Origin of the sequence: Mesorhizobium sp. 113-1-2 (assembly GCF_016756475.1) — a bacterium.
Classification (GTDB): domain Bacteria; phylum Pseudomonadota; class Alphaproteobacteria; order Rhizobiales; family Rhizobiaceae; genus Mesorhizobium; species Mesorhizobium loti_C.
Genome location: NZ_AP023242.1, coordinates 5,672,451 through 5,697,527 on the forward strand (window position 1 = coordinate 5,672,451; position 25,077 = coordinate 5,697,527).

25 protein-coding genes and 1 pseudogene are annotated in these 25,077 nt (G+C 62.6%); 5 read left to right on the forward strand and 21 right to left on the reverse strand.

Translation table 11 applies throughout. From position 1 onward, the window contains the following. The first annotated feature begins 35 nt into the window (after positions 1-35). A complete protein-coding gene (locus JN279_RS27775; protein ID WP_202350762.1) occupies positions 36-791 on the forward strand; it encodes an SDR family oxidoreductase in 756 nt (251 codons plus the stop codon). Positions 792-851: 60 nt separating this feature from the next. Here JN279_RS27775 and JN279_RS27780 read toward each other — a convergent pair whose 3' ends face one another. Beyond that, complete coding sequence (locus JN279_RS27780) at positions 852-1,742, reverse strand: fatty acid desaturase family protein (protein ID WP_202350763.1); 891 nt, start codon at positions 1,740-1,742, stop codon at positions 852-854. A gap of 113 nt (positions 1,743-1,855) precedes the next feature. On the opposite strand from JN279_RS27780, the gene JN279_RS27785 reads away from it, so the two are divergent. Continuing rightward, entirely contained in the window at positions 1,856-2,773 is a 918-nt protein-coding gene (locus tag JN279_RS27785) for a LysR substrate-binding domain-containing protein (RefSeq protein WP_202350764.1), read from the forward strand. A gap of 18 nt (positions 2,774-2,791) precedes the next feature. Here the strand turns inward: JN279_RS27785 and JN279_RS27790 are convergent, their stop codons facing one another. The 19 genes and pseudogenes from JN279_RS27790 to rpoZ all read right to left on the reverse strand — a co-directional run bounded on the left by JN279_RS27790 (position 2,792) and on the right by rpoZ (position 21,858). Next, positions 2,792-3,052 (reverse strand): DUF3303 domain-containing protein, encoded by a 261-nt coding sequence (locus JN279_RS27790; RefSeq protein WP_244734170.1) that lies wholly within the window; start codon positions 3,050-3,052, stop codon positions 2,792-2,794. Positions 3,053-3,181: 129 nt separating this feature from the next. After that, on the reverse strand, positions 3,182-4,648 hold the full coding sequence (locus tag JN279_RS27795; protein WP_202350765.1) for a RimK family protein: 1,467 nt from the start codon (positions 4,646-4,648) through the stop codon (positions 3,182-3,184). After that, entirely contained in the window at positions 4,645-5,751 is a 1,107-nt protein-coding gene (locus JN279_RS27800; RefSeq protein WP_202350766.1) for a peptidase C39 family protein, read from the reverse strand. The genes JN279_RS27795 and JN279_RS27800 overlap by 4 nt, the downstream gene beginning before the upstream one ends. A gap of 208 nt (positions 5,752-5,959) precedes the next feature. Then, positions 5,960-6,751 carry an anti-sigma factor family protein gene (locus tag JN279_RS27805; protein ID WP_202350767.1) on the reverse strand — a complete coding sequence of 264 codons (792 nt, stop codon included), beginning with the start codon at positions 6,749-6,751 and terminating at the stop codon, positions 5,960-5,962. Next, positions 6,748-7,266, reverse strand: coding sequence for an RNA polymerase sigma factor (locus tag JN279_RS27810; protein WP_096456335.1), 519 nt, complete (start codon positions 7,264-7,266; stop codon positions 6,748-6,750). The genes JN279_RS27805 and JN279_RS27810 overlap by 4 nt, the downstream gene beginning before the upstream one ends. A 174-nt stretch (positions 7,267-7,440) precedes the next feature. After that, positions 7,441-10,191 carry a DUF2339 domain-containing protein gene (locus JN279_RS27815; RefSeq protein WP_202350768.1) on the reverse strand — a complete coding sequence of 917 codons (2,751 nt, stop codon included), beginning with the start codon at positions 10,189-10,191 and terminating at the stop codon, positions 7,441-7,443. An 83-nt stretch (positions 10,192-10,274) separates the two neighbouring features. Further along, positions 10,275-10,793, reverse strand: a complete 519-nt coding sequence (locus JN279_RS27820; protein WP_096456331.1) for a PaaI family thioesterase — start codon at positions 10,791-10,793, stop codon at positions 10,275-10,277. Beyond that, the gene (gene recO, locus JN279_RS27825) at positions 10,790-11,566 is read right to left on the reverse strand and encodes a DNA repair protein RecO (RefSeq protein ID WP_202350769.1); all 777 of its coding nucleotides are present in this window, start codon (positions 11,564-11,566) and stop codon (positions 10,790-10,792) included. Before recO ends, JN279_RS27820 begins: the two co-directional genes overlap by 4 nt. A gap of 132 nt (positions 11,567-11,698) precedes the next feature. Further along, positions 11,699-12,871: a porin gene (locus tag JN279_RS27830; RefSeq protein ID WP_202350770.1), complete on the reverse strand. Its 1,173-nt coding sequence runs from the start codon at positions 12,869-12,871 to the stop codon at positions 11,699-11,701. A gap of 600 nt (positions 12,872-13,471) precedes the next feature. Next, positions 13,472-14,360, reverse strand: a pseudogene (locus JN279_RS27835) (aminoglycoside phosphotransferase family protein). Between the two features lie 5 nt (positions 14,361-14,365). Then, positions 14,366-15,298 carry a GTPase Era gene (gene era / locus JN279_RS27840; protein ID WP_202350771.1) on the reverse strand — a complete coding sequence of 311 codons (933 nt, stop codon included), beginning with the start codon at positions 15,296-15,298 and terminating at the stop codon, positions 14,366-14,368. Beyond that, positions 15,283-15,996 (reverse strand): ribonuclease III, encoded by a 714-nt coding sequence (gene rnc, locus JN279_RS27845; RefSeq protein WP_202350772.1) that lies wholly within the window; start codon positions 15,994-15,996, stop codon positions 15,283-15,285. Before rnc ends, era begins: the two co-directional genes overlap by 16 nt. Positions 15,997-15,998: 2 nt before the next feature. Then, entirely contained in the window at positions 15,999-16,748 is a 750-nt protein-coding gene (lepB, locus tag JN279_RS27850; protein WP_095203241.1) for a signal peptidase I, read from the reverse strand. A gap of 77 nt (positions 16,749-16,825) precedes the next feature. Next, positions 16,826-17,239 carry a holo-ACP synthase gene (gene acpS / locus JN279_RS27855; RefSeq protein ID WP_096456319.1) on the reverse strand — a complete coding sequence of 138 codons (414 nt, stop codon included), beginning with the start codon at positions 17,237-17,239 and terminating at the stop codon, positions 16,826-16,828. Then, a complete protein-coding gene (locus JN279_RS27860) occupies positions 17,236-17,835 on the reverse strand; it encodes a DUF2062 domain-containing protein (RefSeq protein WP_202353807.1) in 600 nt (199 codons plus the stop codon). The genes acpS and JN279_RS27860 overlap by 4 nt, the downstream gene beginning before the upstream one ends. 261 nt (positions 17,836-18,096) lie before the next feature. After that, complete coding sequence (locus JN279_RS27865; protein ID WP_202350773.1) at positions 18,097-18,477, reverse strand: VOC family protein; 381 nt, start codon at positions 18,475-18,477, stop codon at positions 18,097-18,099. A 13-nt stretch (positions 18,478-18,490) separates the two neighbouring features. Further along, on the reverse strand, positions 18,491-19,069 hold the full coding sequence (pyrE, locus tag JN279_RS27870) for an orotate phosphoribosyltransferase (RefSeq protein WP_202350774.1): 579 nt from the start codon (positions 19,067-19,069) through the stop codon (positions 18,491-18,493). 30 nt (positions 19,070-19,099) lie between these two features. Continuing rightward, entirely contained in the window at positions 19,100-21,328 is a 2,229-nt protein-coding gene (locus JN279_RS27875; RefSeq protein ID WP_202350775.1) for a RelA/SpoT family protein, read from the reverse strand. A gap of 128 nt (positions 21,329-21,456) precedes the next feature. Continuing rightward, a complete protein-coding gene (gene rpoZ / locus JN279_RS27880; protein WP_056563448.1) occupies positions 21,457-21,858 on the reverse strand; it encodes a DNA-directed RNA polymerase subunit omega in 402 nt (133 codons plus the stop codon). A gap of 326 nt (positions 21,859-22,184) precedes the next feature. On the opposite strand from rpoZ, the gene JN279_RS27885 reads away from it, so the two are divergent. Together JN279_RS27885 and JN279_RS27890 are read left to right on the forward strand one after the other, a co-directional pair. Next, the gene (locus JN279_RS27885; protein WP_010915096.1) at positions 22,185-22,766 is read left to right on the forward strand and encodes a LabA-like NYN domain-containing protein; all 582 of its coding nucleotides are present in this window, start codon (positions 22,185-22,187) and stop codon (positions 22,764-22,766) included. A gap of 11 nt (positions 22,767-22,777) precedes the next feature. Further along, positions 22,778-23,434, forward strand: coding sequence for a uracil-DNA glycosylase (locus JN279_RS27890; protein WP_096456309.1), 657 nt, complete (start codon positions 22,778-22,780; stop codon positions 23,432-23,434). A 10-nt stretch (positions 23,435-23,444) separates the two neighbouring features. On the opposite strand, the gene JN279_RS27895 is transcribed toward JN279_RS27890, so the two are convergent. After that, positions 23,445-24,458 carry a zinc-binding alcohol dehydrogenase family protein gene (locus JN279_RS27895; RefSeq protein ID WP_096456307.1) on the reverse strand — a complete coding sequence of 338 codons (1,014 nt, stop codon included), beginning with the start codon at positions 24,456-24,458 and terminating at the stop codon, positions 23,445-23,447. Positions 24,459-24,569: 111 nt separating this feature from the next. Between JN279_RS27895 and JN279_RS27900 the strand changes: the two genes are divergently transcribed. Further along, positions 24,570-24,932: a winged helix-turn-helix transcriptional regulator gene (locus tag JN279_RS27900; protein WP_202350776.1), complete on the forward strand. Its 363-nt coding sequence runs from the start codon at positions 24,570-24,572 to the stop codon at positions 24,930-24,932. The last annotated feature ends 145 nt before the right edge of the window (positions 24,933-25,077 follow it).

Genomic DNA, 25,077 nt, shown 5'->3' on the forward strand with positions numbered 1-25,077 from the left:
ATATGTCTCTGTCACCCACAACAGGAGTGACGAAAATGACAAGGAAACTCGAAGGAAAGATCGCCGTGGTTACCGGCGGCAGCAGCGGCATCGGCCTTGGTATTGCCAAGCGCTTCACCGCGGAAGGTGCGCATGTCTACATTACCGGACGGCGACAGGCCGAGATCGACAAGGCCGTCGCAGCAATCGGCAAAAACGCCACCGGTATCCAAGCCGACTCGACCAGTTTCACCGATCTCGACCGTCTCTACGCTCAGGTGAAAGCACAAAGCGGCCGTATCGATGTGCTCTCGGTCAACGCCGGCGGTGGTTCCATGCTGCCGCTCGGCCAGATAACCGAGCAGCATTTCGACGAAACATTCGACCGCAACGTCAAGGCCGTGCTGTTCACGGTGCAGAAAGCGCTCGCACTGTTGGCCGACGGTGCCTCGGTGATCCTGACCGGTTCGACCGCAGGCTCAACCGGCGCTGCGGCGTTCAGCGTCTATGGCGCGTCGAAGGCTGCGCTGCGTAATTTTGCCCGCAGCTGGATAATCGACCTGAAGGAGCGGCAGATCCGCGTCAACATCCTCAGCCCTGGTCCGACCCGTACGACAGGCCTTGCCGAGCTTGCCGGACCCGAAGCCGAACAGCAGAAGGGTTTGCTTGATTTCCTTGCTACCCAGGTGCCTATGGGCCGGCTCGGCGACCCTGACGAGATCGGCAAGGCGGCTGTGTTCCTGGCCTCCGATGATTCCAGTTTTGTCACCGGGGCTGAGCTGTTCGTCGACGGTGGCACCGCACAGGTCTAGCCCGTCACGCCGGCCGCGTCCTCGAGCAGGGCGCGACCGGTTGCCGACCGCGCATCATCATCAACGCAGCGTTTCCAAATATTTCTCGTGGAAACTGACATAGCCGGGTTCGACCACCTTTAGATGCCGCTCGATCAGCGCGTGAAACTGCGGCAGTTGATGAAACGGCACACCGGGATAGGCGTGATGCTCGGCATGGAACGGCATGTTCCAGGCGAGCTTGCGCACCACCCAGTTGGTCAGCGTGGTTCTCGTATTCTCCAGCATGTTGGCAACGAACGGACAGCGGCCGTGCTCGGCCAGGAGATAGAGGCGCAGAAAGGGCTGACCGAGCAGAGCGGGAATGATCCAGACGTAAAGAAGCACGGTGAGCCGGAAATAAACGGCCAGCAGAAGAACGACGGCATAGAAGGCAATCATGGCGCGCGCCTCGGCCCGCACCTTGGGCCGGCCTTTCGGCGGCACATAGCCTTCCTGGCCGCCGCCAACTGCATTGGCGTAGAGCGTCTTGAGATGGCCCCACCACAGCGGGATGCCGGACACATGCACGAGATATTGCCACAGCGTTTCCGGCTTGGGAAAAGCCAGTTCCGGATCGTTTTCGGGGTCCTGGGTGAAACGGTGATGAGCGAAATGGAAATAGCGGAACCAGTCCGCCGGCAGCGCGAGCACCAGGCTGCACACCCGCGCCACGACGTCATTCAACCACTGTGTCTCGAAGGCCGTGCGATGGACCGTCTCGTGCAGTAGCGTGAACAGGAACACGATCAATATGCCTTGCGGCAGCATGAGCAGCGGCCAGAACGGCACCTTGGCCGCGATCAACGATCCGGTGATCACAATCGCACCCCAGTGAGCACCGAGTTGCAGGAGGCCCGCAACATTGGATTTGGCGGTCAGGCGACTGCGCTCTTCAGGGGTCAATGACGCGATTATGTCGCGATGGTCCATCGGCTTCGATCCAGGCTGGGGGTTTGATGAGGCCCACTCTAGTCGATGAAAAAGCTTTCCAAAAACGACGATTGCTGCAATTTAGATAAGCTTACCTTATCTATCCGGTAGTCATGGTCACATCTCCATCTCTCAAAGGACTTCAGGCTTTCGAGGCTGCGGCGCGCACGGGCAGCTTTGCCGCTGCGGCGGAAGAGCTTTCGGTCTCGGCCGCCGCCGTCAGCCAGCTCATCCGCACCGTCGAGGAACAAATGGGCCGTCAGCTGTTTCATCGGGTCAGCCGCAAGGTTGTGCTTACCGAGGCCGGCGTGGAAATGCTGCCTCGGCTGACCCTGGCCTTCCAGGAAATCGGCAGTGTCTCGCGCGAGTTGGGCGGCGATGCCTTCCGCCCGCGCCTGGTGGTCTCGGTGCCGCCATCCATGGCCATGGGTTGGCTTTCGCAGCGCCTCGCCGGCTTTGTCGCCAGCCATGGCGCCGCCGACATATCGCTGCGCGGCGACGACGACCCGGTGCCGTTCGACCGCGAACTGATCGACATCAGGCTCTCCTACGGTCCGCACTATCGCGAGCACCCGACCGAGGATATCGCCCGGGACGCCGTTTATCCGGTCTGCGCGCCAGGACTTGCCAGCGGGATCAAGGCTGACGGCGGTCCACTCGCAGGGCTGCCGCTGATCCATACCGATTGGGGCCCGACCGGCGCCTCGTTTCCGTCCTGGCGCAACTGGTTCGAGGCTGAAGGTGTGCAACCCGGCCGGGCGGCGCAGCGCGGCTTGTCGGCCAACTCGTCGCGCGCCGCACTCGACCTAGCCATTTCGGGGCTGGGTGTGGCGTTGGCGCAAGGGGTCTATTGTGCCGAAGCGGTGGAGGATGGCAGGCTGGTCCGGCCCGCCGCCAGGGCGATAGCGTTGCGCCAGCCCTATTGCCTGACGATACCGGAGCGCAGCGCCGGGCGTGACGTGGTAGCGGCGTTCCGCGATTGGCTGATCACCGAATGCCGGCGCACAGTGGGCTCGCCGGCGCTGCGTTGATCTGACAGACCCCGATGATCAGAGGTGCCCGCTCAAGGCCGCCACCATGTCCTTGCTCGTCGCGACCGGAACAATCTCGAACTCGACCAGATCAGCCCATTCGATCACCCAGCGCTGCAGCAGCGTGACGTCGTCCGTCTCCACCAGCAGGAAGCAGCGGCTCATATCTGCCGCGATCCAGCTGTGGTGCACGACAAGTTCCTCCGGCTTCAGGCGGCCCCGATCGCGGAAGCGGCGATAGATATCCTTGCGATCGCAGCCGGTGAAATCCTCGATCACGATGAACTGCATGTTTCCCCCGAGCAATTCCAGGAAAAGTGTGAAGCGGTTTCCCCACAGGGATTGCTTCAAAACAAAGAGATAGAGCGGCTCGCCGTTTCCGTGAAACGCAGAGCCGCTCTGGTTGAATTATTGTCGTCCCGGCCGGTCGAGCCGCTCCAGGAACCATTGCGTCAGCCGCACCCAGACCTCGTCCTTCTCGCCGGAATCTTCCCAGCCATGGTCGAGATTGGGGTTGTCGTTGACCTCGATGACGAAGACGCCGTCCTTGGTCTCCTTGAGGTCGACGCCGTAAAGGCCATCGCCGATGCAGCGCGCCGCCTTGACCGCGGTCTCGACGACATGGGGCGGCGTCTCCTTCAGGGTAAAGGTCTTGATACCGCCCTGGTCGGGCTTGCCATTGGCCTTGTGGTTGACGATCTGCCAGTGCTTCTTGGCCATCAGATAGTGCACGGCAAACAGCGGCTGGCCGCCGAGCACGCCGACGCGCCAGTCATATTCGGTCGGAATGAATTTCTGCGCGATGAGAAGGTCGGAATCCTCCAGCCACTCCGTCGCAAGCCGTGTCAGCTCCTCCAGATTCCCGCATTTCTTGACGCCGCGCGAGAAGGACGAATCCGGGATCTTCAGCACCAGCGGAAAGCCCAGCGTCTGTGCGGCCAGTTCGAAGTCGGAGGTGCCAGCGATCATCACTGTCGGCGGCACCGGCACCTTGTTGTAGGACATCAGTTCGTTGAGATAGACCTTGTTGGTGCAACGGATCATCGACAGCGGATCGTCGATGACCGGCATGCCTTCCTGCTGGGCACGGCGGGCGAAACGATAGGTGTGGTTTGAGATCGAGGTGGTCTCGCGGATGAACAGCGCATCGTAGTTGGCGAGCTTGGCAAGATCCTTCTTGGTGATGGGCTCGATTTCGACGCCCATCTTTTCGGCGATCTTGGCCCAGTAGCGCAGCGACGAGATTTCCGACGGCGGCAATTCCTCATGCGGATCGACCAGCGTGGCGAAAGTGTAGCGCGCCGGCGTGCGCCCCTTGGTGTCGCGCCATTCGCGGTTGGTGTAGGTCTCCAGGCACTGGATGAAGCTTTTTTCCTCGTCCTCGGTCATGCGCGCCAGCGGATGGAACCCGATCTTGCGGATCGAGGCCCATTCGGCACTGTCCTTGATGTGGACCTCGAGCGCCGGCGCCCGGAACCAGTCGAACAACAGCTTGGCGAAGCGGTCCCAGACCTTCGAGGGGCCGATGCCGAAGAAGATACACACCTTGGCCGGAAAGGCGCCGCCGAGGTCCTTGCGGCATTTGTTGAGCGCCAGTTCCAGCTCCGGCAGCGCATGTTCGTAGAGCTTGCGCTCCGACAGGTCGATCATCGTCTCGACGGTCGGGATGACCTTGTGGCCGCGCGAGCTCGCCAACAGCGAGGCATAGTAGCCACGGCTCTGGTAGCCATAGTTGTTCGACAGGTTGATGACCTTCGGCCGCTGGCCACGGAACAGCGACGGATGCGCGAGATAATCGCGATTGGTGATGATCTTGTGCGGTGTCGCCACCTGGTCGAGATCGCTCTGCCGGCCGGTAAGGATGACCCAGGTCATTGTGTGTCGCGCTTCCCCAGAGTTATGGCGGCACGCAGTCCGTCGCGGCCGAACTGCGCCATGTTCATGAAGATGCCGTAGGGCACGGGAATGTTGGCGGCATCAAGGATGGTTTCCTGCCTTTCGTCCTCGACCCAGGGATCGTGGATCAGAATATGATCGCCATCATCGCCGATGGCCAGCACCCAATGCGGCACCTTCTTGCCGAACATCAGGAAGCCGCTGATCAGCACCAGCACCAGTTTTCCCGCAGCGATCGCGGTTCGGATGTCATCGATGCTGAATGAGCGGTAATTCACCGGGATGCCGTATAGTTCCGCGCGGCGGCGAAAGTCGACTTGGGCCAGTTCCATCACCCGGCGCTTGTCCTCGCTGCGCACCGACTGCAGGAAAAGCGCGCCGTAGAAGGAAACGAAAATCTCCGCCGCGAGGCCGCTTTCGTACCCCGAGACAGCGAGGCCAAATGGTTCGCAGCCGCCCGGTCCCGACATCATGAAGACGGTCGTCGCTTCGCGCCAGAGGCGGATTTCCATCACCGGATCGGGCACGAAGCCCCGATCGAAATTGGCCATGGCCATCATCAGGCAGCATGGGCCGCAGGTGAACTCGCAGGTCTGCTGATAGAACGGCACCCTGGTGGCGATCGGAACGTCGCCGCGTAAGGTTTTCTCATAGCGAAGTGCGGTCTCGCCGTCCTCGTAGTAGCCCGGCTCACGGCCGATCTTACGGTAGCCGGCCTGCTCGTAGATGCGGATGGCGCGGCTGTTGTCCTCGCGCACTTCGAGACGCAGCATCATGCGGTCGTGTTCGAAGGCCGCCTCCTCCGCCGACGCAAGCAGCATGCGGCCGACACCCAGCCCGCCAAAAAACGGACCCGTGGCTATGGAGTAAAGCCGCGCCACCCCACTGCCCTTGCGAAACAGCACGATCGCGTAGCCGGCGACGCGGCCATCCACTTCGGCGACCAGCGTCTCGGCGGTCTCGCGCTCGATGAACAGGCGAAAGGAGCGACGGGAAATGCGATCGCTCGAAAAAACGGCTTTCTCGATGGCGGCGAGATCATCGACGTCAGACGCGCGGGCCGTGCGGATCTCGGCAGGCATGCGACTTGAGAAAACCTCGATTGCGTTGCGGAAACGGCCCCGGTCAAAAGCGTCGCAAACACCGGCTGAAGCGCCGGTATTCATCAAGCGCTATCGCTCCTTGATTAGGGCCGAATTGTGACAGTTTCCGCGCCGGCAAGGAAGCCCGCGGGCTTTGAACAGGATCGCTGTTTTGATAGGCCACCGGCTGCGAACAATTGCGGCCAACTCAGCTTGCGAGGCCTGCCAGAAGCTGGCCATAGGCACTCTTGGCCACGACCGCCAATTGCTCGCGCGGCAACGAGCCGACGACGGCGCAGCCATAGCCCTTGTCCAGCCAGTAGACGGCCTGCGGGCCGTCCTGCGCCGAAGCATAGGTGCCCTTGGCATTCTCCGCCGATTCCGCGGTGACGAAAAGCGATATGCGTTCGCCCTTGTCGTCCTCGTAGAGCAGCATCGCGGCCTTGGCCTCGCCGGCCGGCAGCAAGCGGCCGCCGACCAGTTGGAAGCCGTTCGCGGTCAGGTCCGGCGCCACCAGCTTCAGCCCGACCCGATTGGACAGCCAGGTTTGCAAATGATCCTTGTCGCTGGCCGGCACTTCCACCGCATGGCGCTTCTCGGCGGCGTAGATGACATGGGCGGCAATCGCCTGTTCGGCGAGCCGATCCTCCGCCGGATCCTCCTGTCCGATGCCGCCGACGCCGGCAAAATAGCCGCCAAAACCGCCCGTGGCCAAAAGCACGGCCGCGGCAGCGGCAAGCCACCAGCGCGAGCCTGGCACCACGGCCTTAACAGGCGCTTCGCCGAGCACCACCTTGCGCAAGCGCGCGGGAACAGACTCATCCAGCACGCCGGCAAAGGCTGAGCGCAATGCCTCGCGGTCGGCTGTGAAGCGGGCGCTCCTGGCCTTCATCTCGGGGTTGGCGTCGAGCCAGGCATCGTAGGCGGCACGTTCGTCGGCCGGCAGTTCGCCGTCGAGCGCCATGTGGATGTCACGTTCTGAAAAATCGCGGCGGATCATTTCTCGACGATCCTTATCGCGCGGCGGCGCGCCGTGTCATCCAGCAAGCCGCGCAATTCCTCACGCCCGCGCGCAATGCGCGACATCAGCGTGCCGGCGGGCACGCCCAGCATGTTGGCGGCCTCGGCATAGGAAAAGCCTTCGATGGCGACCATGACAAGGGCGGCGCGGCGATCGGGGCTGATCGCCTGCAGCGCGTCGATGATCTCGCGCGAGGCAATGCCCTCCAGCTGCTCGGCCGGCTGGGCCACCGCCTCGCCTGCTTCGAGCGGCAGCATTGCCGCTTCGCCGCGACGGTTCACCTTGCGCATCTGGTCGATGAACAAATGATGCATGATCGTAAACAGCCACCTCCTGGGGCTTTCTCCCGTCTGCCAGTTGTCGAGCCGCATGAGTGCGCGCTCGAGGCAGTCCTGAACGAGGTCGTCGGCAGAATCGCGGTCGCGCAACAGCGAGCGTGCGTAGCGGCGCAGGCGCGGTATTTCGCCAAGGATTGCTGCCTTCTTTTCGTCCATGACCGCTGGTTCTGAAATCGCCCTTATTGATCCCGATTCAACGCGCCTTCCGGGCGCGACGCAAGCGGCCAGCGCGAAGCGGTCCACCGCCCCGGTCACCCAAGCAATGAGACAACGCTGGCGGGTGCCGGTTTATTCCCGGCCGGACTGAAATCTTATTGTTCTTGTTTGCCTTTATCCGTTTTCCTTCGCTGCCCTGGTCAAAAGCCGCTGGTAGAACAGGCCGATGCCGATCAGCACGGCGCCCAGGCCGATGAAGGACAGCGCCCTGAGCACGCCTTCCAGTTCCGACATGTCGAAGAGGAAGACCTTCAGCACGGCGATCGCGATCAGCGCGGCCGAGGCAATGCGCAGCACCTGCGATTTCAGCCAGACGCCGGCGGTGAGCAGCGCCACGCCGATCACCAGCCAGAGCGCCGAATAGGTGTAGGTTTCCAGCTGGCCGAGCCCGCTCCACAGGCCGATAAACTCGCCCTTGAACAGCCGCCTCACCGACAGCGTGGCATAGGCCAGGGCAAGCACGGCCGCCACCACCGCCAACATTTGCGCATACCATTTCGGCCGCTTGTTGCGAGCATACAGCGCCAGCCCGCCGGCCGCGATGGCCGGCAGGAGATAGGCGAGGAACAACAGGTTGAACACAGGGATCTGGCCGGTCGATTCGTCGGTGAATAGCGGGTTCAGCACCACGAAATGCCTGACGGCGATGAGGGCGACCGAAACCACACCCGCCGCCATCGAACCATAGCGCAGCACCGAGCTTGGCGAGCGCATGTCGATGGCGACCAGGATGGCGCCGGCACCGATGGCAATCAGCGTGTAGATCGCCTGCTCGGCAAGCGTCATCGCCCCCGTGTCGATGACGCCGCCATGCATGGCGTGGCGCACCAGCATGGCAACGGCAAGCAGCGCAAACAGCGCCGCCGCCGCTTCCATGGCGAGGCGAGGCCGGCCTTTGGTGGTGCGGGCGAGCTGCCAGGCAGCGAAGCCGAAGGCGAGCGCCGGGACGCCATAGCCCGGCAGAAGCCAGTTGAACACCGGTGTCCTGGAGAGGAATTCAGCGCCGACGATGGTCGGATCGAAGCCGACACGACCAAGCACGGCGATCGCCGCGCCAACCGAAATCCAGCCAAGCACCGGGTAAGAGCGCCAACGCGTGGCCAGCGCCGGTACGATGGCAGCGGCACCGAGCAGAATGGTGGTCCAGCCGGAATCGAAAGCCATGTGCAACATCAAGAGACCGGCGATCGCCGCGCCGCCAAGAGCAAAGGACACCGCCATGCCGCCCCTGAGCGGTGGCTCTTCGGCGCGCGCGATCCAGTCGCCACCGCCGGCGAAAACCACCACCAGCAGCACTGCTGCGGCGGCGTAGACAAAGTCGCGGTCGAGGTTGCCGTAAGTGAGCCACAGCGCCAGCAGGATGACCAGCGGCGCAGCGATGCCCCATGCTGCCCAGCATGCCGCGCGGATCCGCGCGACGGCGGCGAAACGGCGGGCGGCCCAGAAACCGGCGCCGACGAAGACGAGACCGAGGCCAATGCCGATGCGCAGCGTCAAAGGATTTCCGGCCGCCACCTGCAGGCCGTCAAAGCCTATGTTGCCCTGGGACAAATCGGGGCCGATGGTGGTGGGCGGAATGATGCCGAGATAGATCATCACGCTCACCACCCCGGCGGTGTGCAGCAGCGGCAAAGCGCGCGGTCGGTAGAGCGCGGTGGCGACAAGGGCGACGAGGACCAAAGCGCCAGGCAAGGCATCGCCGGCAGCGACAAGTGTGGAGTCGACGGATAGGCCCAGCGCCGAAAACGCAACAAAAACGCCCGGCACGATCGACGGCCAGTCGAAGCCCTGCTTTGCAGTTTCTTCTTCGCCGCCACGACTGCCCAGCCAGACAAGGGCAAGCACGGCAAGCGTCACGGTGTCGATGAACAGGATGACGGCAAGGTCGGCGCCGGGCGCGTTCGTCATATAGGCGATGGTCCAGGCGCCGGTGCCGAAGAAGGCGGCCGCTATCAGGAACTTCCAGTCGCGCATGCGGGCGATCGCCGCCGTGGCGGCAAGCACGATCGCGAGATAGACGAACAGCGCCCATGGATTTGGCGCCTGCGAGGACACAAGCGCCGGCGTCGCCATGGAACCGACGAGACCGATGCCGGCCAGGGCCTGACCGTGGACGAGAGCAGCGACGATCGTCGCCACGCCGATGGCGCCGAGCAGCGTGAAGGCAGGCGCCGGGCCGATGAAGCCGTAAATACCATGGGCGGCATAGACGGTGCCGAACAGGATGAAGGCGCCGGCCGCCGTCAGAATCGCCGGAATATAGGCGCCGGCAACGCCTTGCACCGGAACCTTGAAACCGGTGCGGCGAATGAACTCGCCGCCGGCGACCAGCACCAACCCGAGCACCGCTGCCATGGTGAGCCGCACGCCGGGGCCGAAAATGCCGGCCTCGATGGTGTAGCGGATCAGGAACAGGCCACCCAGCGCCAGGGCGATCCCGCCGACCCAGACCGCCCAGCGCGTGCCGAGCGCCGTTTCGATGTCCGGCTTGCCGGGGGCCTTGGCCGCCGCAACCGGCTCGACGGGTTCCGCGGCCTTCGGAGCCTCGCCCGCGGACCAGGGGCCGGGCACAGCCTCGCTGGTCGCGACGGCCACCGGCTCGGGAGCCTGCGCCGGCGCGACGATGGCCTCGCTCACCGCAGGCGAAGCCATATCGGCCGCGGCTACCGCCGCAACCACATCTGCAGGTTTGCTGTCGGTCGCGGCCTGCTCGGACGGCTTGGCCACCGGCGGCACCGCGCCCGACAGGATGAGGCTGCGCAGTGCGCCAAGTTCGCGCTCGACAAGGCCGATGCGACTCTGCTGGCGCGAAATGATGACGAACAAGGCGATGATGGCGGCAAGGCCGATCAGGCTTTCAAACATGGCGGTTCCCCCAAACCAGGCCAGTTTTCACTGACGTTTCATCTCACTGACATTCAAATGCGGCGGCTAAACGGCTGGAAAACTCAACGTGCCGCCAGATTGGCGGCTGGAAATATCGAACATGTCTCGGTGCCGAAAGCCAGCAACTTGCCAGCGGCATCCCTGAGCGTCGCTTCCGAAACGGCAAGCGTGCGGCCCTTGTGGACCACCTTGCCTTCACAGACCACCTCACCGGTCCTGGGCGTGATCGGCCGCGTGAGATTCACCTTGAACTCCGCCGTCGTGTAGGCCTCGCCCCTCTCGAGCAGCGTCTGCACGGCGCAGGCCAGCGCCGAATCGAGCAACGTCGCCGCCCAGCCGCCATGGACGCCGCCCAAAGGGTTGAGGTGGCGCTCATTCGGCACGCCGCGGAACACAGCACGACCTTCCGACACTTCGGTCAGTGCGAAGCTGAGCTGGAACGAGATCGGCGGTGCCGGATATTTGCCGTCGATGATTCGTTGCAGCAATTCCAGGCCAGTGTATTTCAGGATGTCGGCGTGCGGAATGGTGCCGAGGCCGAGCGGCGAGACCCGGCCCGGATAGAGTTCGACTTCGCTCATGTGATGATTTCTCTGGCAGCATTGTCTCCGGCAATGGCCTTGCGCGCCGCGTGATGTTTGCGCAGCGCGGCGAGAAAGCCGGCGCGGGCGTCGGGCTGTTCGATGGCACGCGGCTCATAGACATGGCGGGCAAAGAAGAAGCCGGTCAGCCGGAAGGCATCCTCGACCGCCGCGGGATCGGCGCGCAGGCCGGAGCCGCGCTGTAGAAAGGCCGGCAGCGCCAGCATCTTGTCGCGCCACGGCGCACCGGCTTCGCGCGACACCGCGCGGCCCGACTTCGGTGAGACATAGGCAAGATCCTGCCTTGTGCCGGTCGCCGCGCATTGGCTGAGGTCGAGGCCGAAGCCGAGTTCATCGAGGATCAGAAGCTCGAAGCGCGCCACCAGTTCGCCGGCGGCATCGGCATCGTCGAGATGGACGATCATCACGGCGAGCGCCTCGTAAAGGCCGCCATGGGCATCGCGCTCGGGCAACAGGCGCAAATGCGCGGCCATGGTCTGAAGGCCATAGACAGCAACGGCGCTGTCCATCAGCCGCGCGGCATTCATCTCGATCGCCTCGGCCTGAAAGGTGCCGAGATGCTCGTCAAGGCGTGCGCGCCATAACAGATCGACGCGATTGCCGGGCTGGAGAACGGGTTGCTGCTTGCGCGAGCGGCCGCCACGGACAAGGCCGAGATGGCGGCCATGCGCACGAGTCATCACCTCGAGGATGGCGCTGGTTTCGCCATGCTTGCGGGTGCCGAGAATGATTCCCTCGTCGCGCCATTCCATGCCCAGAGCTTTTCACCCGTTGGGTGGCGAAATCAAGATGAGGCTTTGGTGCCTGGCAGTCCGGCGCCGTGACAGCGCGCAAAAACGCCCGCAGCGATGCGCTGCGGGCGTTCGAGTGGAATCGGTCGATCGTTAGAACGAGCGCTGGAAGCGGAGGATGCCGCCGAGGCTGCTCTTCTTGGTAGCCTTGGTCCAGTTGTTGAAGTCGGGGTCGCCGAACTTACCCGCATTGAGGTAGTCGACTTCAGCCGTGACCGTAAAGCCGGGCACAACGGTATAGGCAACGTTGGCGGCAATGCCGAGGTTCTTCCAGTCGTCGTAGGAGATCTGGGCATTGAACGCAGTCTTGTCGTTGAACTTGTAGGTGCCGCCGCCCCAGACTGCCCAGTTGCCACCCCACTGCTTGTAGAAGCCGCGGCCGCTGGCATCGATGGCGTTGCCCGCATTGTCGTTGAGGTTGTTGTCCGAACCGTAGCCGCCCATGACGAACAGCGTCAGTTCCTTGCTCACATTCACGTCCAAACGAACCTTGCCGGCGACTTCTTCATAGTTGCTGTCATAAGCGACGACGCCGGTGATCGCACCCCAATCGCCCTTATACTTCAAGCCGCCGACGACATGCGGAACATAGCTGTCGATGGTGCCGACCTTGCCGGCGCCCTCTTCGAGAGAGACCAACCCCGTGAGGCCGTTGCCTGCGTCGAAGTAGTACTGAACGACGTTGCTCTCCTGCCCGCCATACGGAACCAGCGTATCCTGGATGACGTTGCCGGCGTAGCCGATGAACGTATCGAAAGCCGTATCGTCCTTACCGACGCGCAGGCCACCGAGCTGAATCCAGGCGAAACGCAGCGAGAGCGACTTGTTGCGGCCCTGCCAGTCGTCCGCATTGGAAGCGTTCTGGTTGGCATAGTCGCCACTGCTGTTGCCGTAGTTGAAGCGAGTCTCTGTGTAGGTCTTAAGGGTACCGAGTTCGGTTTCCTGGCCGGTCCAGGTCTTCAACGTGAAACGGGTGTTCTTGTAGTAGGTAGAGTGCGTGTCGCCGGCGTTCTGATGGTCCGGAACATGGTTGACACCATCTAACGAGCCGGCATCGCCGACGCCGATGTCGTAGCGGACATAGCCGCCGATGCGCAGGCAGGTCTCGGTGCCCGGGATGTAGAAGTAGCCGGCGCCGTAGACGTCGCAGATCTTGACGTATTCGGCCGGTTCCGGTTCGGCGACGACGACCGCGTCCGCGGCGCGAGCGCCGGAGACCGCGATCAGTGCCGCGGCTGAGCCGAGAAGGAGGCTCTTGATGTTCATTTTCTGACCTCTCCAGTCATAGTTTTAAATGGCTTCGGATTTGTGGCTGGCGGATATGTTTTCCCGCCTCACCCCCACAACGAAAAAGGCGCGCACCGCGTCCCCTTTTCGCGGCGAACATACCCATCAAACTTCCGCCTTCAATGACGGTTTTGGAAATAAAGGAGATTCTGCGAACAGATTAATGTTGTGTTGCACAAATAACACTTGCCGACATAGCGGTTGGCACAATTGGCACAACGTTACATATTCAATATATATTCGGATAGTTTCTCGGCTAACTATACGTTCAGCACGAGATGTTTCCAAATAATGGCCTGGAAATGGCATTTCTTGGCTACTTATATTGAAAAGTAACCGTTACGTTGCGTGCCACAGATGTGAAGCAGGCGTCCTATGTCCCGTGATGACGCAAGGGAATTCCAACACCGCCTGCCAAGTCGGCCAAATCTCGCCAAGGCGGTCGAAACAGGCTGTCGCACGCTCCAACGCTATCGATTGTGACAGCCACCCGCTTACCGTGAGTCTGCACGGGACCACTTTTCAAGCCCAACGCGACAAACACAGGCGAGCAGAAACAAGGACGATCAAGGAATCACATCACGTCCGGCGCCTGTGATCGGCCAGCACCGCGTCGATGACGCGCCAGGATTTGTCGACTTCAACCGAGTTGTCTATATGACCGGCGGCGGTGATCAGCGCCTTCCACAACGCCCAGCCACGTCCGCGTGCCCAGGCTGCGTCGTCGACCGCGATGCCGGCGCGGAAAACTTCCCTGCTCTCGCCCTCGAACAGGGTCCAGGCGATCACGAGGTCGCATGAGGGCGCCGACGCCGGAGGTGCCGAAGTCGATCACGGCGCTCAGGCGGCCGTCCTCAACGAGGAGATTCCCCTCGGCAACATCGCCATGGAACCAGACAGGCAGTCCTTGCCAGGTCGCAGCAAGGGCTGCTTCCCAAACGGCACGCGCCGCACTGGCATCGACGCGGTTGCCAAGGGCGGTGATGGCTTGCCTTGCCTCGTCGTCATAAACGGTCAGTGGTCCGCCGCGACAGAAGTTGTGCTGCCCTGGCGAAGGTCCATCGGTCGGATCGATGCGTTTCAACGCAGTCAGGAACCCGGCCAGGTCCGCAGCGAATTGAGACAGGTTGGCGATGCGATCCGGTTTCGCGGTCTCGCCTTCGATCCAGCCATAGACGGACCAATGCCAGGGATAGCCACCAGCCGGAACGCCCATCGCCAGCGGTACCGGAATGGGCAGCGGCAAAAGCGGCGCCAATCTCGGCAGCCAGCGATGTTCCTTTTCCACTTGCAGGGAATAGGCGGCAGCGCTTGGCAGCCGCACGGTCATCTCATCACCGAGATGGAAGGTGCGGTTGTCCCAGCCGCCAAATTCAACGGGCCTGACGGCAAGGCAGTGCCACTGGGGAAATTGCGCGGCGACCAACCGGCGAACCAGGGCTGTGTCGATGGTAACCGTGCCGTCCATCTGTCCTAGTGAGGAAACTCGAGACCCATCTCGCGGTAACGCTCGGGATCGTCGCCCCAGTTCTCGCGCACCTTGACGAACAGGAACAGGTGCACCTTCTGCTCGAGGATGCCTGCAATCTCCATGCGTGCCGCCTGGCCGATGGCGCGGATGGTTTCGCCCTTGTGGCCCAGCACGATCTTCTTCTGGCTGTCGCGCTCGACATAGATGGTCTGGTCGATGCGCACCGAGCCATCCGGCTTCTCTTCCCATTTCTCGGTCTCGATATGCGAGGAATAGGGTAGTTCCTGATGCAGCCGCAGATAGAGTTTTTCGCGGGTGATCTCGGCCGCCAGCTGGCGCATCGGCAGGTCGGAAATCTGGTCTTCCGGATAGTACCAGGGGCCGGCCGGCAGCGCCTGCGCCAGATAATCGAGCAGGTCCTTGCAGCCGGAGCCGGTCAGTGCGGAGACCATGAAGGTGCGCTTGAACGGCACTTTCTCATTCGCCGCCGCGGACAGGGCCAGAAGTGTCTCGTGCTTGACCCGATCGACCTTGTTGAGAATGAGCGCCATCGGCTGACGCACGTCCTTCAACCGTTCGAGGATGGCGTCGGCGTCGCCCCTTATGCCGCGCTCGGCGTCGATCAGCAACAGCACGATATCGGCATCCTTGGCACCACCCCAGGCCGTGGTCACCATTGCCGTGTCGAGGCGTCGCTTGGGCTTGAAGATGCCCGGCGTGTCGACGAAGACGATCTGCGCGTTGTCATGCGTGGCGATGCCGCGCACGATGGCCCGCGTCGTCTGCACCTTGTGGGTGACGATCGACACCTTGGCGCCGACCAACTGGTTGACCAGCGTCGACTTGCCGGCGTTAGGCGCGCCGATCAGAGCGACGAAGCCGGAATGCGTGGCAGGGGCTTCAGCAGTTTCAATATTTGTCATGCCGCGTTCCATACACCTTCGCGCAGCAGAAGGGCAGCCGCAGCTGCCTGCTCCGCTTCACGTTTGGAACGGCCGCTGCCGATTGCCGGCTGAAAAGCGCCAACCCTGACGCTGACGGTAAACAGCGGATCGTGGTCCGGCCCCTCGCGGCTGTCGATCTGGTAGGCAGGCACGGCACTTGCGGCCTGATGTGCCCATTCCTGCAATTCGGTCTTGGCATCGCGGCGCGCCGCACCGGAAGCCTGCGAACGCGGCTGCCAGTATTTATGGATGAAAGCACGCGCCGCCTCCAGCCCACCGTCGAGGTAGAGCACGGCGATCAGCGATTCCAACGCATCGGCGCGCAGATTGACGCGCTTGCGCCCCTCGAGCCCGCGCACATCGGATCCGGCGCGGATCAGGTCCGGCAACCCGATATGTTCGGCGATCTCGGAGAGTGCCTCGGCATTGACCAGCGCGTTGAGCCGCAGCGACAATTCGCCTTCCGCCGCATCGGGAAACGCGGCCAGCAGCATGTCGGCAACGACCAGGCCGAGAACCCGGTCGCCGAGAAATTCAAAACGCTCATAGTCCGTGCCGGCATTGGCACCGCGGGCACTGGCATGGGTCAGCGCACGCTGCAGGCGCTGGCGGTCGGCAAAGGCATGGCCCGTGCGTTCCACAAGCGCTTCGGCGAGCGCGTCGGCGGTCAGCCGTTTTGCCGGTGCCATCCCTAGTTGACGAAATGGAACAGGCGCGAAACGCGCATCAGCGACGGCCATTTCCAGATTTCGAGAGGGCTTGCCTTGCCGGCGATCGAGAAGAAGACAAGGTTGGCGCGGCCAACCAGGTTCTCGGCCGGAACGTAGCCGACGGTGAACCGGCTGTCGGCCGAATTGTCCCTGTTGTCGCCCATCATGAAATAGTGACCGGGCGGCACGTCGAATTCACGCGTGTTGTCGCCGATCGAATTCGGATTCAGGTCGAGCGTGTCGTAGCTGACGCCGTTGGGCAGGGTTTCCCTGTAGACGTCGATCGGCTGAGGCATTTCGGTGATATCGGGATTGTCGATCTGGCCGGTCTTCACGCGCGGCACGCCGACGCCGTTGATGAACAACTGGCCATCCTTCATTTGAATCTTGTCGCCGGGCAGGCCGACCACGCGCTTGATGTAGTCGACGGACGGATCCGGCGGGAACTTGAACACCACAACGTCGCCGCGCTTGGGCTCGGAGCCCCAGATGCGGCCCGAGAAGATGTCAGGTCCGAAAGGCAGCGAATAGCGCGAATAGCCATAGGACCATTTGGTGACGAACAGATAGTCGCCTTCCAGAAGCGTCGGCCGCATCGATCCCGACGGGATCGAAAAGGGCTGGAACAACAGCGTGCGGATGACCAGGGCGAGCAAAAGCGCCTGGACGATGACGCTGACGGTTTCGCCAAGCCCGCCGGATTTCTTCTGGGATTTTTCAGCCACGCTCATGTCGTCCTCGATTGTGCGTTGGATGTATAGAGTCTCGGCGCGCGCTGGGCAACGTCAATGCCGGTCGTCAAATGCAATCAATGTGGCGCTTCTTCGACGGGCAACGCCTCGATGATCACAAAGGCTTGAGCGAGCGGAAAATCATCCGTGATGGTGAGGTGAATCGCCGCGCGATGGCCTTTCGGCAGGATCTTTTCCAGCCGCGCCAGCGCGCCACCGGTCAGCGCCATGGTCGGCGCGCCGCTGGGCAGGTTGACGACACCCATGTCGCGCCAGAAGACACCTTGTGCCAGGCCGGTGCCCAGCGCCTTGGCGCAGGCCTCCTTGGCGGCGAAGCGCTTGGCGTAGGAGGCAGCGCGGGCACGTCGGTTCTCCGAACGCGCCTGTTCGACCTCGGTGTAGATTCTCTGGACGAAGCGCGGGCCGTGACGATCCAACGATTTCTCGATGCGCCTGATATCGATCAGATCGCTGCCGATGCCGATGATCATTGTGCGGCGGAACCGACGCTTCCGCCGGGATGAGACGATTGCGCGTGGCGACGCGCGCGCTCGGCCAACCGCTTGCGCCTTTGCTCGCGGAAGACAGTCATGCCCCAGCGCGTGACACCGTAGAACAGGAGGCCGAAGACCAGCCCGAGCGGCACCGCGCCGATCAGCATGGGTTCCAGCACGGGATGCCACAGTTTCGCGAAGGAAAGCGTGTGCAGCATCTCGCCCAGATGCGCCGGCGGACCATGTGTCGGCAGGCGATCGTGCAGGATGAGCTTGCCAGTTTCCCAGGATGCGCCCCACAGAATCGGAAAAGTCAGCGGATTGCCGAAGAAAACAGCGCCGAGCGCCGCCGCCACCAGATTGCCGGCGATCACCCAACACAGAACGGCGGCAATGATGAAATGGAAGCCCACGGGAAAGAACGAAGCGAAGACACCGGCCGCCACTCCGGCGGCCACCGCATGCGGCGTGGCCTTCAGCCGCAGGATGCGCTTCGAAAAATACTGCAGCGAACGCGAAAACGAGCGGCGCGGCCAAAGGTAGGTACGCACCCGTTCGAAAAGGCCATCAGGCTTGCGACGTCGAAAAAGCACTCTGTTCCCGTTCCACGGCTCTCGCGCCGGCAATTTCAGCCGAATGTGAGATGTATCATCTTGCGCTAAACGATCGCCCGATGGCAATCGCAACATTGATATAGCGACGCGCTTCCGGAAGAACAACCGAACACCGTCTGTACGGCGCCTACATGTTGCCGTCCTTTCGGCATAGGCAGTCCTCGGTTCGAACATTGGACAATCGCGGCGAATTTATGGAGCCGGCAGTTGCTTCGCCGAAGGGCACGGCCTTGCTGACGGCTAAGACCGGTATTCGCTGACCTCGACCAAATTGTCGTCCGGGTCGCGGAAATAGACAGACATCATTGGGCCCCGCGCCCCAATGCGTTCGACCGGTCCCAGCTCGAGCACAACGCCATTGGCGTCGAGACGGGCACGGATTTCGTCGAGCGGCCGTTCGGTGATCAAGCAGAAATCGCCTGACCCTGGCGTCGGCACCTTCGCCTTCGGCTCAAAAGTGCGGCGGACTTCGTGGACATTGATCTTCTGGTTGCCAAAAGCCAGCGCCGTCGGTCGGCCCGGCGTATCGATGCGCTCAAAGCCCAGCACGCGCTGGTAAAAGCCGCAGGTCGCTTCGAGCGACGCCACCGTCAGCACGAAATGATCGATACCGACGATCATCTCGCCCTCCTCGCTAGATATTGCGGCTGCCGGGCTTCACCGCCGGTATCGCGGCGAGTTCCGGCGGCAGCCGGTCCGGCGGGTAGGCCGGAACCTCGTATTCGGCGAGCGCGATCAGTGGCACGCCGACATGGGTCTTGCCGGCCGAACGGTCGATGATGCAAGCAGCGGCAACCACCTCGGCGCCAAGCTCACGCAGGCAGTCGATGGTTTCGCGGATCGAGAGCCCAGTGGTGACGATATCCTCGACGATGACAACGCGCGCTCCCCGAGCTATCTCGAAGCGGCGCAGGCGGAACTCGCCCCCTTCCCGCTCGACCCAGATCGCCGGCACGCCGAGATGGCGTGAAGTCTCGTAAGCCGGAATCAGTCCGCCGATCGCCGGGCCGACAACATAGTCGATCTTGCCCGGCACAGCGGCGCGGATCTTCTTGGCCAATGCCTTGCACAGCCGCTCGGTCTTGTCGGCATGCATGAACACCCGTGCCTTTTGCAGGAAGACCGGGCTGCGCAGGCCAGACGTCAGGATGAAATGCCCCTCCAGAACGGCACCCGCTTCACGGAAAATGCCCAGCACTTCATCGGTCTTCATCTGCGCCTATCCCCTCATAGATCAGTCGTGTCAGCCATTTACACGCCGTGCGTCGCTGACGCTGGAATTGTCCTTGAGCTGCGATAGCAGCCGGTTGAGATGCTTCAGATCCCAGACCTCGAGATCGATCAGCATTTCGGTGAAGTCGGGCGCGGTTCGCACCATCGACAGCGTATGGATGTTGGCATCGTTGGACGCAACGACCTGGGCGATATCGGCGAGCGAGCCCGGCGCATTGATAGCGGTGACCGAAACACGCGCGGGAAAGCGTTCCTTGGTGCGCTCGTCAATGTCCCAACGCACATCGATCCAGCGCTCGGGCTGATCGTCGAAGGCCTGCAGTGCCGGCGACTGGATCGGATAGATGGTGATGCCGGTGCCCGGCTGGACGATGCCGACGATGCGATCGCCCGGCACCGCGCCTTCCGGCGCGAAGCGCACCGGCAAGTCGCCGCGCACGCCGCGGATCGGCACGGCGCCGTCGCGCGGCTGGTCCTTGTCCTTGCGCGCGGCGCGGCCCGGAATCTGGAACAGCATGCCGGCGGCGTTGCGGATCTTCGACCAGCCCTCCTCGCGCTGCTTGGGCGCTGCCGGCGTGACACGCTCGTCCTTGTAGTCGGGGAAGACCGCTTTCATGACATCGGTGGAAGCGAGTTCGCCACGGCCGACCGACGCCAGCACGTCCTCGATGTCCTTGCGCGCCAGCCGGTGCAGAACCGGCTTCAGGCTTTCCTTGGTGAAATTCTTGCCGGCCCGTTCGAAGGCGCGCTCCAAAATGCGCGCGCCGAGACCCGAATACTGCTTGCGGATGGCGTTCTTGGTGGCCCGGCGGATGGCGGCGCGCGCCTTGCCGGTGACGACGACCGATTCCCAGGCGGCCGGCGGCACCTGCGCCTTGGAACGGATGATCTCGACCTCGTCGCCGTTCTTCAGTTCCGTCATCAGCGGCATGATGCGGCCATTGACCTTGGCGCCGACGCAAGTGTCGCCGACATCGGTGTGCACCGCATAGGCGAAATCGATGGGCGTGGCGCCGCGCGGCAAGGCAATCAGCATGCCTTTCGGCGTGAAGCAGAACACCTGGTCCTGGAACAGTTCCAGCTTGGTGTTTTCGAGGAAATCCTCAGGATTGTCGCCTTCGGCAAGCTGCTCGATGGTGCGCCGCAGCCAGGCATAGGCGTTGGTCTCCTTCGAGATCGCATGACCGGCACCGTTGGTCTTGCCGCCGGTGTCCTTGTAGATCGAGTGCGCCGCGACGCCGTATTCGGCGATCTTGTTCATCTCGCGGGTGCGGATCTGCAGCTCGACGCGCTGGCGCGACGGCCCGACTATGGTGGTGTGGATCGAGCGATAATCGTTCTGCTTCGGCGTCGAGATGTAGTCCTTGAAGCGGCCAGGCACCATCGACCATGTGGTGTGGATGGCGCCGAGCGCGCGATAGCAGTCCTCGACCGTATCGACGACGACGCGGAAGCCGAAAATATCGGACAGCTGCTCGAAGGACAGTGCCTTGGCTTCCATCTTGCGGAACACCGACCAGGGCTTCTTCTGCCGGCTTTTCACGCCGGCGTTGATGGCATGCTTTTCAAACAGTGCCGACAGCGCCTTTTCAATGTCGGTCAGCACGTCCTTGTTGCGCTCGAAAATCTCGGCAAGCCGCGCGGTGACGGCGCGGTAGGCTTCCGGATTGATGAAGCGGAAGGCGATCTCTTCCAGCTCCTCGCGCATGCCTTGCATGCCCATGCGCCCGGCCAGCGGCGCGTAGATGTCCATCGTCTCCTCGGCGATGCGCAGGCGCTTGGCCTCCGGCATGTGGTCGAGGGTGCGCATGTTGTGTAGGCGGTCGGCGAGCTTGACCAGCAGCACGCGCACATCTTCCGAGATCGCCAGCAGCAGCTTGCGCAGGTTTTCCGCCTGCTCTGCCTTCTTGGAGACGAGATCGAGCTTCTTCAGCTTGGTCAGGCCCTCGACCAGCTTGCCCATTTCGGGGCCGAACAGATCGTCGATCTCGGCCCGCGTCGCGGTCGTGTCCTCGATTGTGTCGTGCAGCAGGGCGACGGCGATCGTCGCTTCGTCCATGTGCATTTCGGTGAGGATGGCGGCGACTTCGAGCGGATGCGAGAAATAGGGGTCGCCGGAAGCCCGCTTCTGGTGGCCATGCTTCTGCATGGCATAGACATAGGCCTTGTTGAGCAACGCCTCGTTGACGTCAGGCTTGTAGCGCTGGACGCGCTCGACAAGCTCATACTGACGCATCATGGGCGGAATCTCGCGGTGCTGAAATGATTGATGCGCCGCACTAGCGTACGGCGCACCTCATAGATAGCCACGAAACTGACCGGACGGAAGTGCCGGAAACGTATTCCGGGCAGGTCCAGAGCGCTCGCTTAGTAGTCGTCGCTCTTTTCCGGCGGCACCAGACCCTCGATGCCGGCCAGCAGGTCTTCCTCGGTCATGCGATCGAAGGTGATGTTGTCCTCGGCGTCATCGGTTTCGGCGGCTGCAACGGCGCCGCCGGTCTGGTCGGCGATCACTTCGCCGTCGGCTTCGGGCTCATCAACCTCGACATGCTTCTGCAGCGAATGGATCAGATCTTCCTTGAGGTCGTCGGGCGACAACGTCTCGTCGGCGATCTCGCGCAAGGCGATGACCGGGTTCTTGTCGTTGTCACGAGGAACGGTGATCTGCGCGCCCTGGCTGATCTGGCGAGCGCGGTGGCCGGCCAAAAGCACCAGCTCGAAGCGGTTGTCGACCTTGTCGATGCAATCTTCAACGGTTACGCGGGCCATGGACTGCCCCTTTCATGCCTGGATTTGATGGAAAACAGGCGCGGTCCATAACCCGAACGCCGCCAAAATACAAGCATCATGCCAAAGTCGGCGCTGCAGGACACTCAATCCTGCGGTCAAACACTAGATTGAAGCAAAACGCCGTTGCGTCCATGGCGCCCTATGCCGCGATCACAATTGCTTGCGTTGCGCCATCTCGCCTTGGATTGCCAGCAAACTGGCGTTATCTCGGATGGACAAGGTCAGCCGGTTTATTATGAGCCTGACCGATAGTCGCTACCGCATTTCGTTTAGACGGCCGCATTTTTCGAAAAGGAATATTTTCCATGTTCGACCCTCGTGAAAAAATCGCCCTGTTCATCGACGGCGCCAATCTCTACGCCACATCGCGGGCGCTCGGCTTCGACATCGACTATCGCAAGCTCCTGTCGAGTTTCCAGAAGCGTGGCTATCTCTTGCGCGCCTATTATTACACGGCGCTGGTCGAGGATCAGGAATACTCCTCGATCCGCCCGCTGATCGACTGGCTCGACTACAACGGCTTCAAGGTGGTGACCAAGCCGGCCAAGGAATTCACCGACTCGACCGGCCGCCGCAAGATCAAGGGCAATATGGACATCGAACTCACCGTCGATGCGCTGGAACTCGCCGATGTCGTCGACCACTATGTCATCTTCTCCGGTGACGGCGACTTCCGCACGCTGGTCGAGGCGCTGCAGCGGCGCGGTCGCAAGGTTTCGATCGTCTCGACCATGGCCTCGCAGCCGCCGATGATCTCGGACGATCTGCGCCGCCAGGCCGACCACTTCATCGACCTGACGACGCTGAAGAACGAAGTCGGCCGCGATCCCTCCGAACGGCCCGTAAGGCGGCCCGAACCGGCTGAGGTCGATGAGGACGACTACTGAGGCCGGGCGCCTTGACCGCCCTCTCTGCTTCCGAACCGAACCGCGACTGCCCGCTCTGCCCGCGGCTGCATGATTTCATTGCGCAGTGGCGGCAGCTCGAGCCATCCTGGTTCAACGCGCCGGTGCCGACTTTCCTGCCGCTGGGCGGCGAGGATAGCGTCCAGCTTCTGATCGTCGGGCTGGCGCCCGGCCTGCGTGGCGCCAACCGCACCGGCCGCCCCTTCACCGGCGACTATGCCGGCGATCTGCTCTACTCGACCCTGATCGCTCACGGTTTTGCACGCGGCGAATTCAAGGCGCGGCCCGATGACGGGCTGGAGCTTGTCGGTACGGCGATCACAAATGCGGTGCGCTGCGTACCGCCGGAGAACAAGCCGGTCGGCGCCGAAATCTCCACCTGCCGCACATTCCTGGTGCCGACGATCGCCCGGTTCCCCAACTTGCGCGCCGTGCTGGCACTGGGGTCGATCGCGCACCAGTCCACCGTGCGTGCGCTCGGCGGGCGCGTCGCCGCCTATCCGTTCAAGCATGGCGGGCAGTTGCCGGCCGGTGGCATCACGCTGTTTTCCAGCTATCACTGCTCGCGCTACAACACCAACACCGGCGTTTTGACGGAGGAAATGTTCGTCAACGTGTTCAGCGAGATCGCGGCGTTCCTGCGGACATAGTGCCGCCCTTTTAGAACCCCTCCAGCACGATCTTACCCTTCGCCTTGCCGGTCTCGATCAGCGCATGGGCGCGTTTCAGATTGGCGGCATTGATCGGACCGAACGTCTCGCCCAAGGTGGTGCGGATGGTGCCGGCGTCGACAAGTCGTGACAGTTCGTTGAGATGCTCGCCCTGCGCGGCCATATCCAGCGTCTCGTACAGCGAGCGGGTGAACATCAGTTCCCAATGGACCGAAACGCTCTTGCGCTTGAACGGATTGATATCGAGCGTCTGCGGATCGTCGATCAAGCCGAACCGGCCTTGCGGAGCGATCAGTTCCGCGATCCCGGCCAAATGCCGGTCGGTGTTGGTTGTCGAGAACACGAAGGCCGGTGCGCCGATGCCGAGGGCAGCGACCTCGGCAGCCAGCGGCTTGGAATGATCGACGGCATGATGGGCGCCAAGCCCAAGCACCCAGTCGCGTGTTTCAAGCCTCGATGCGGTGGCGATCACCGTCAGATCGGTCAGTTGGCGCGCAAGCTGGACCGCGATCGAGCCAACGCCGCCGGCGCCGCCGATGATCAGGATGGCATTCGCGGCACCCACGACAGGCTTCTTCACATCAAGGCGGTCGAACAGCGCCTCAAAGGCGGTGATCGCTGTCAGCGGCAGTGCCGCCGCTTGCGCATAGTCAAGCGAGCCGGGCTTGCGGCCGACCAGGCGCTCATCGACAAGGTGGAACTCGGCATTGGTGCCCTGCGGCGCGAGCGCACCGGAATAGAAAACGTCGTCTCCAGCCTTGAACAGGCTGGCGTCCGGACCCGTTGCAACGACCCTACCGGCAGCGTCCCAGCCGAGCACGCGCCAGCTTCCGGCTTCGGGTTTGGCACTTCGCCTTATCTTGGTGTCGACCGGATTGACCGAGATCGCCTTCACCTCGACCAGCAGTTGACGGCCTTTCGACTCCGGCTTGGGCAGGTCGATATCGACGAGGGAGGCCTCATCGGTGATGGGAGCTGGGATCTGATAGCCGACGGCGCGCATTTCGATCTCCGCGATTTGCTGTTGAGCTTTGTCTGGGGCAGAGATGCGGATTATGTACGTCGAGCGCAAGAATGCACATATAAAGCACATAGTGTCGAAAAGGATACCGTCATGCCGCGCATTCGCCATGAGCGATTCGATTGCAGTCCCGGCTGCACCGTGGAGGGAACGCTGCGCTATATCGACGGAAAGTGGAAAGGCGTTGTGCTCTACCATCTGTTCCAGGGCACGCTGCGCTTCAACGAGATCCGCCGGCGGATTCCCAACTGCACGCAGCGCATGCTGACCAACCAGTTGCGCGAGTTGGAAGCCGACGGACTGATTGCCCGCAAGATCTATCCGGAAGTGCCGCCGAAGGTGGAATACAGCCTGACGCCGCGCGGCAGAAGCCTGGAACCGGTGATCACCGCCCTGAAAGTCTGGGGCGATGCGAATGTGACGCTGGCGCCGGAGATGGCCCAGGCCGCGGCTTGAAGCGGCGGCGGCTCAGCAATGGCAAGGCACGCTGCCGAGGCGGTTTGACGATGCCGGCAGCAGCCGGATCGTCAATGCATACAAGAGCATAGCCCGGTTTATGAAGAAACAGATTCGGACTTGCAGCCCCGATCGATTCGGCCAG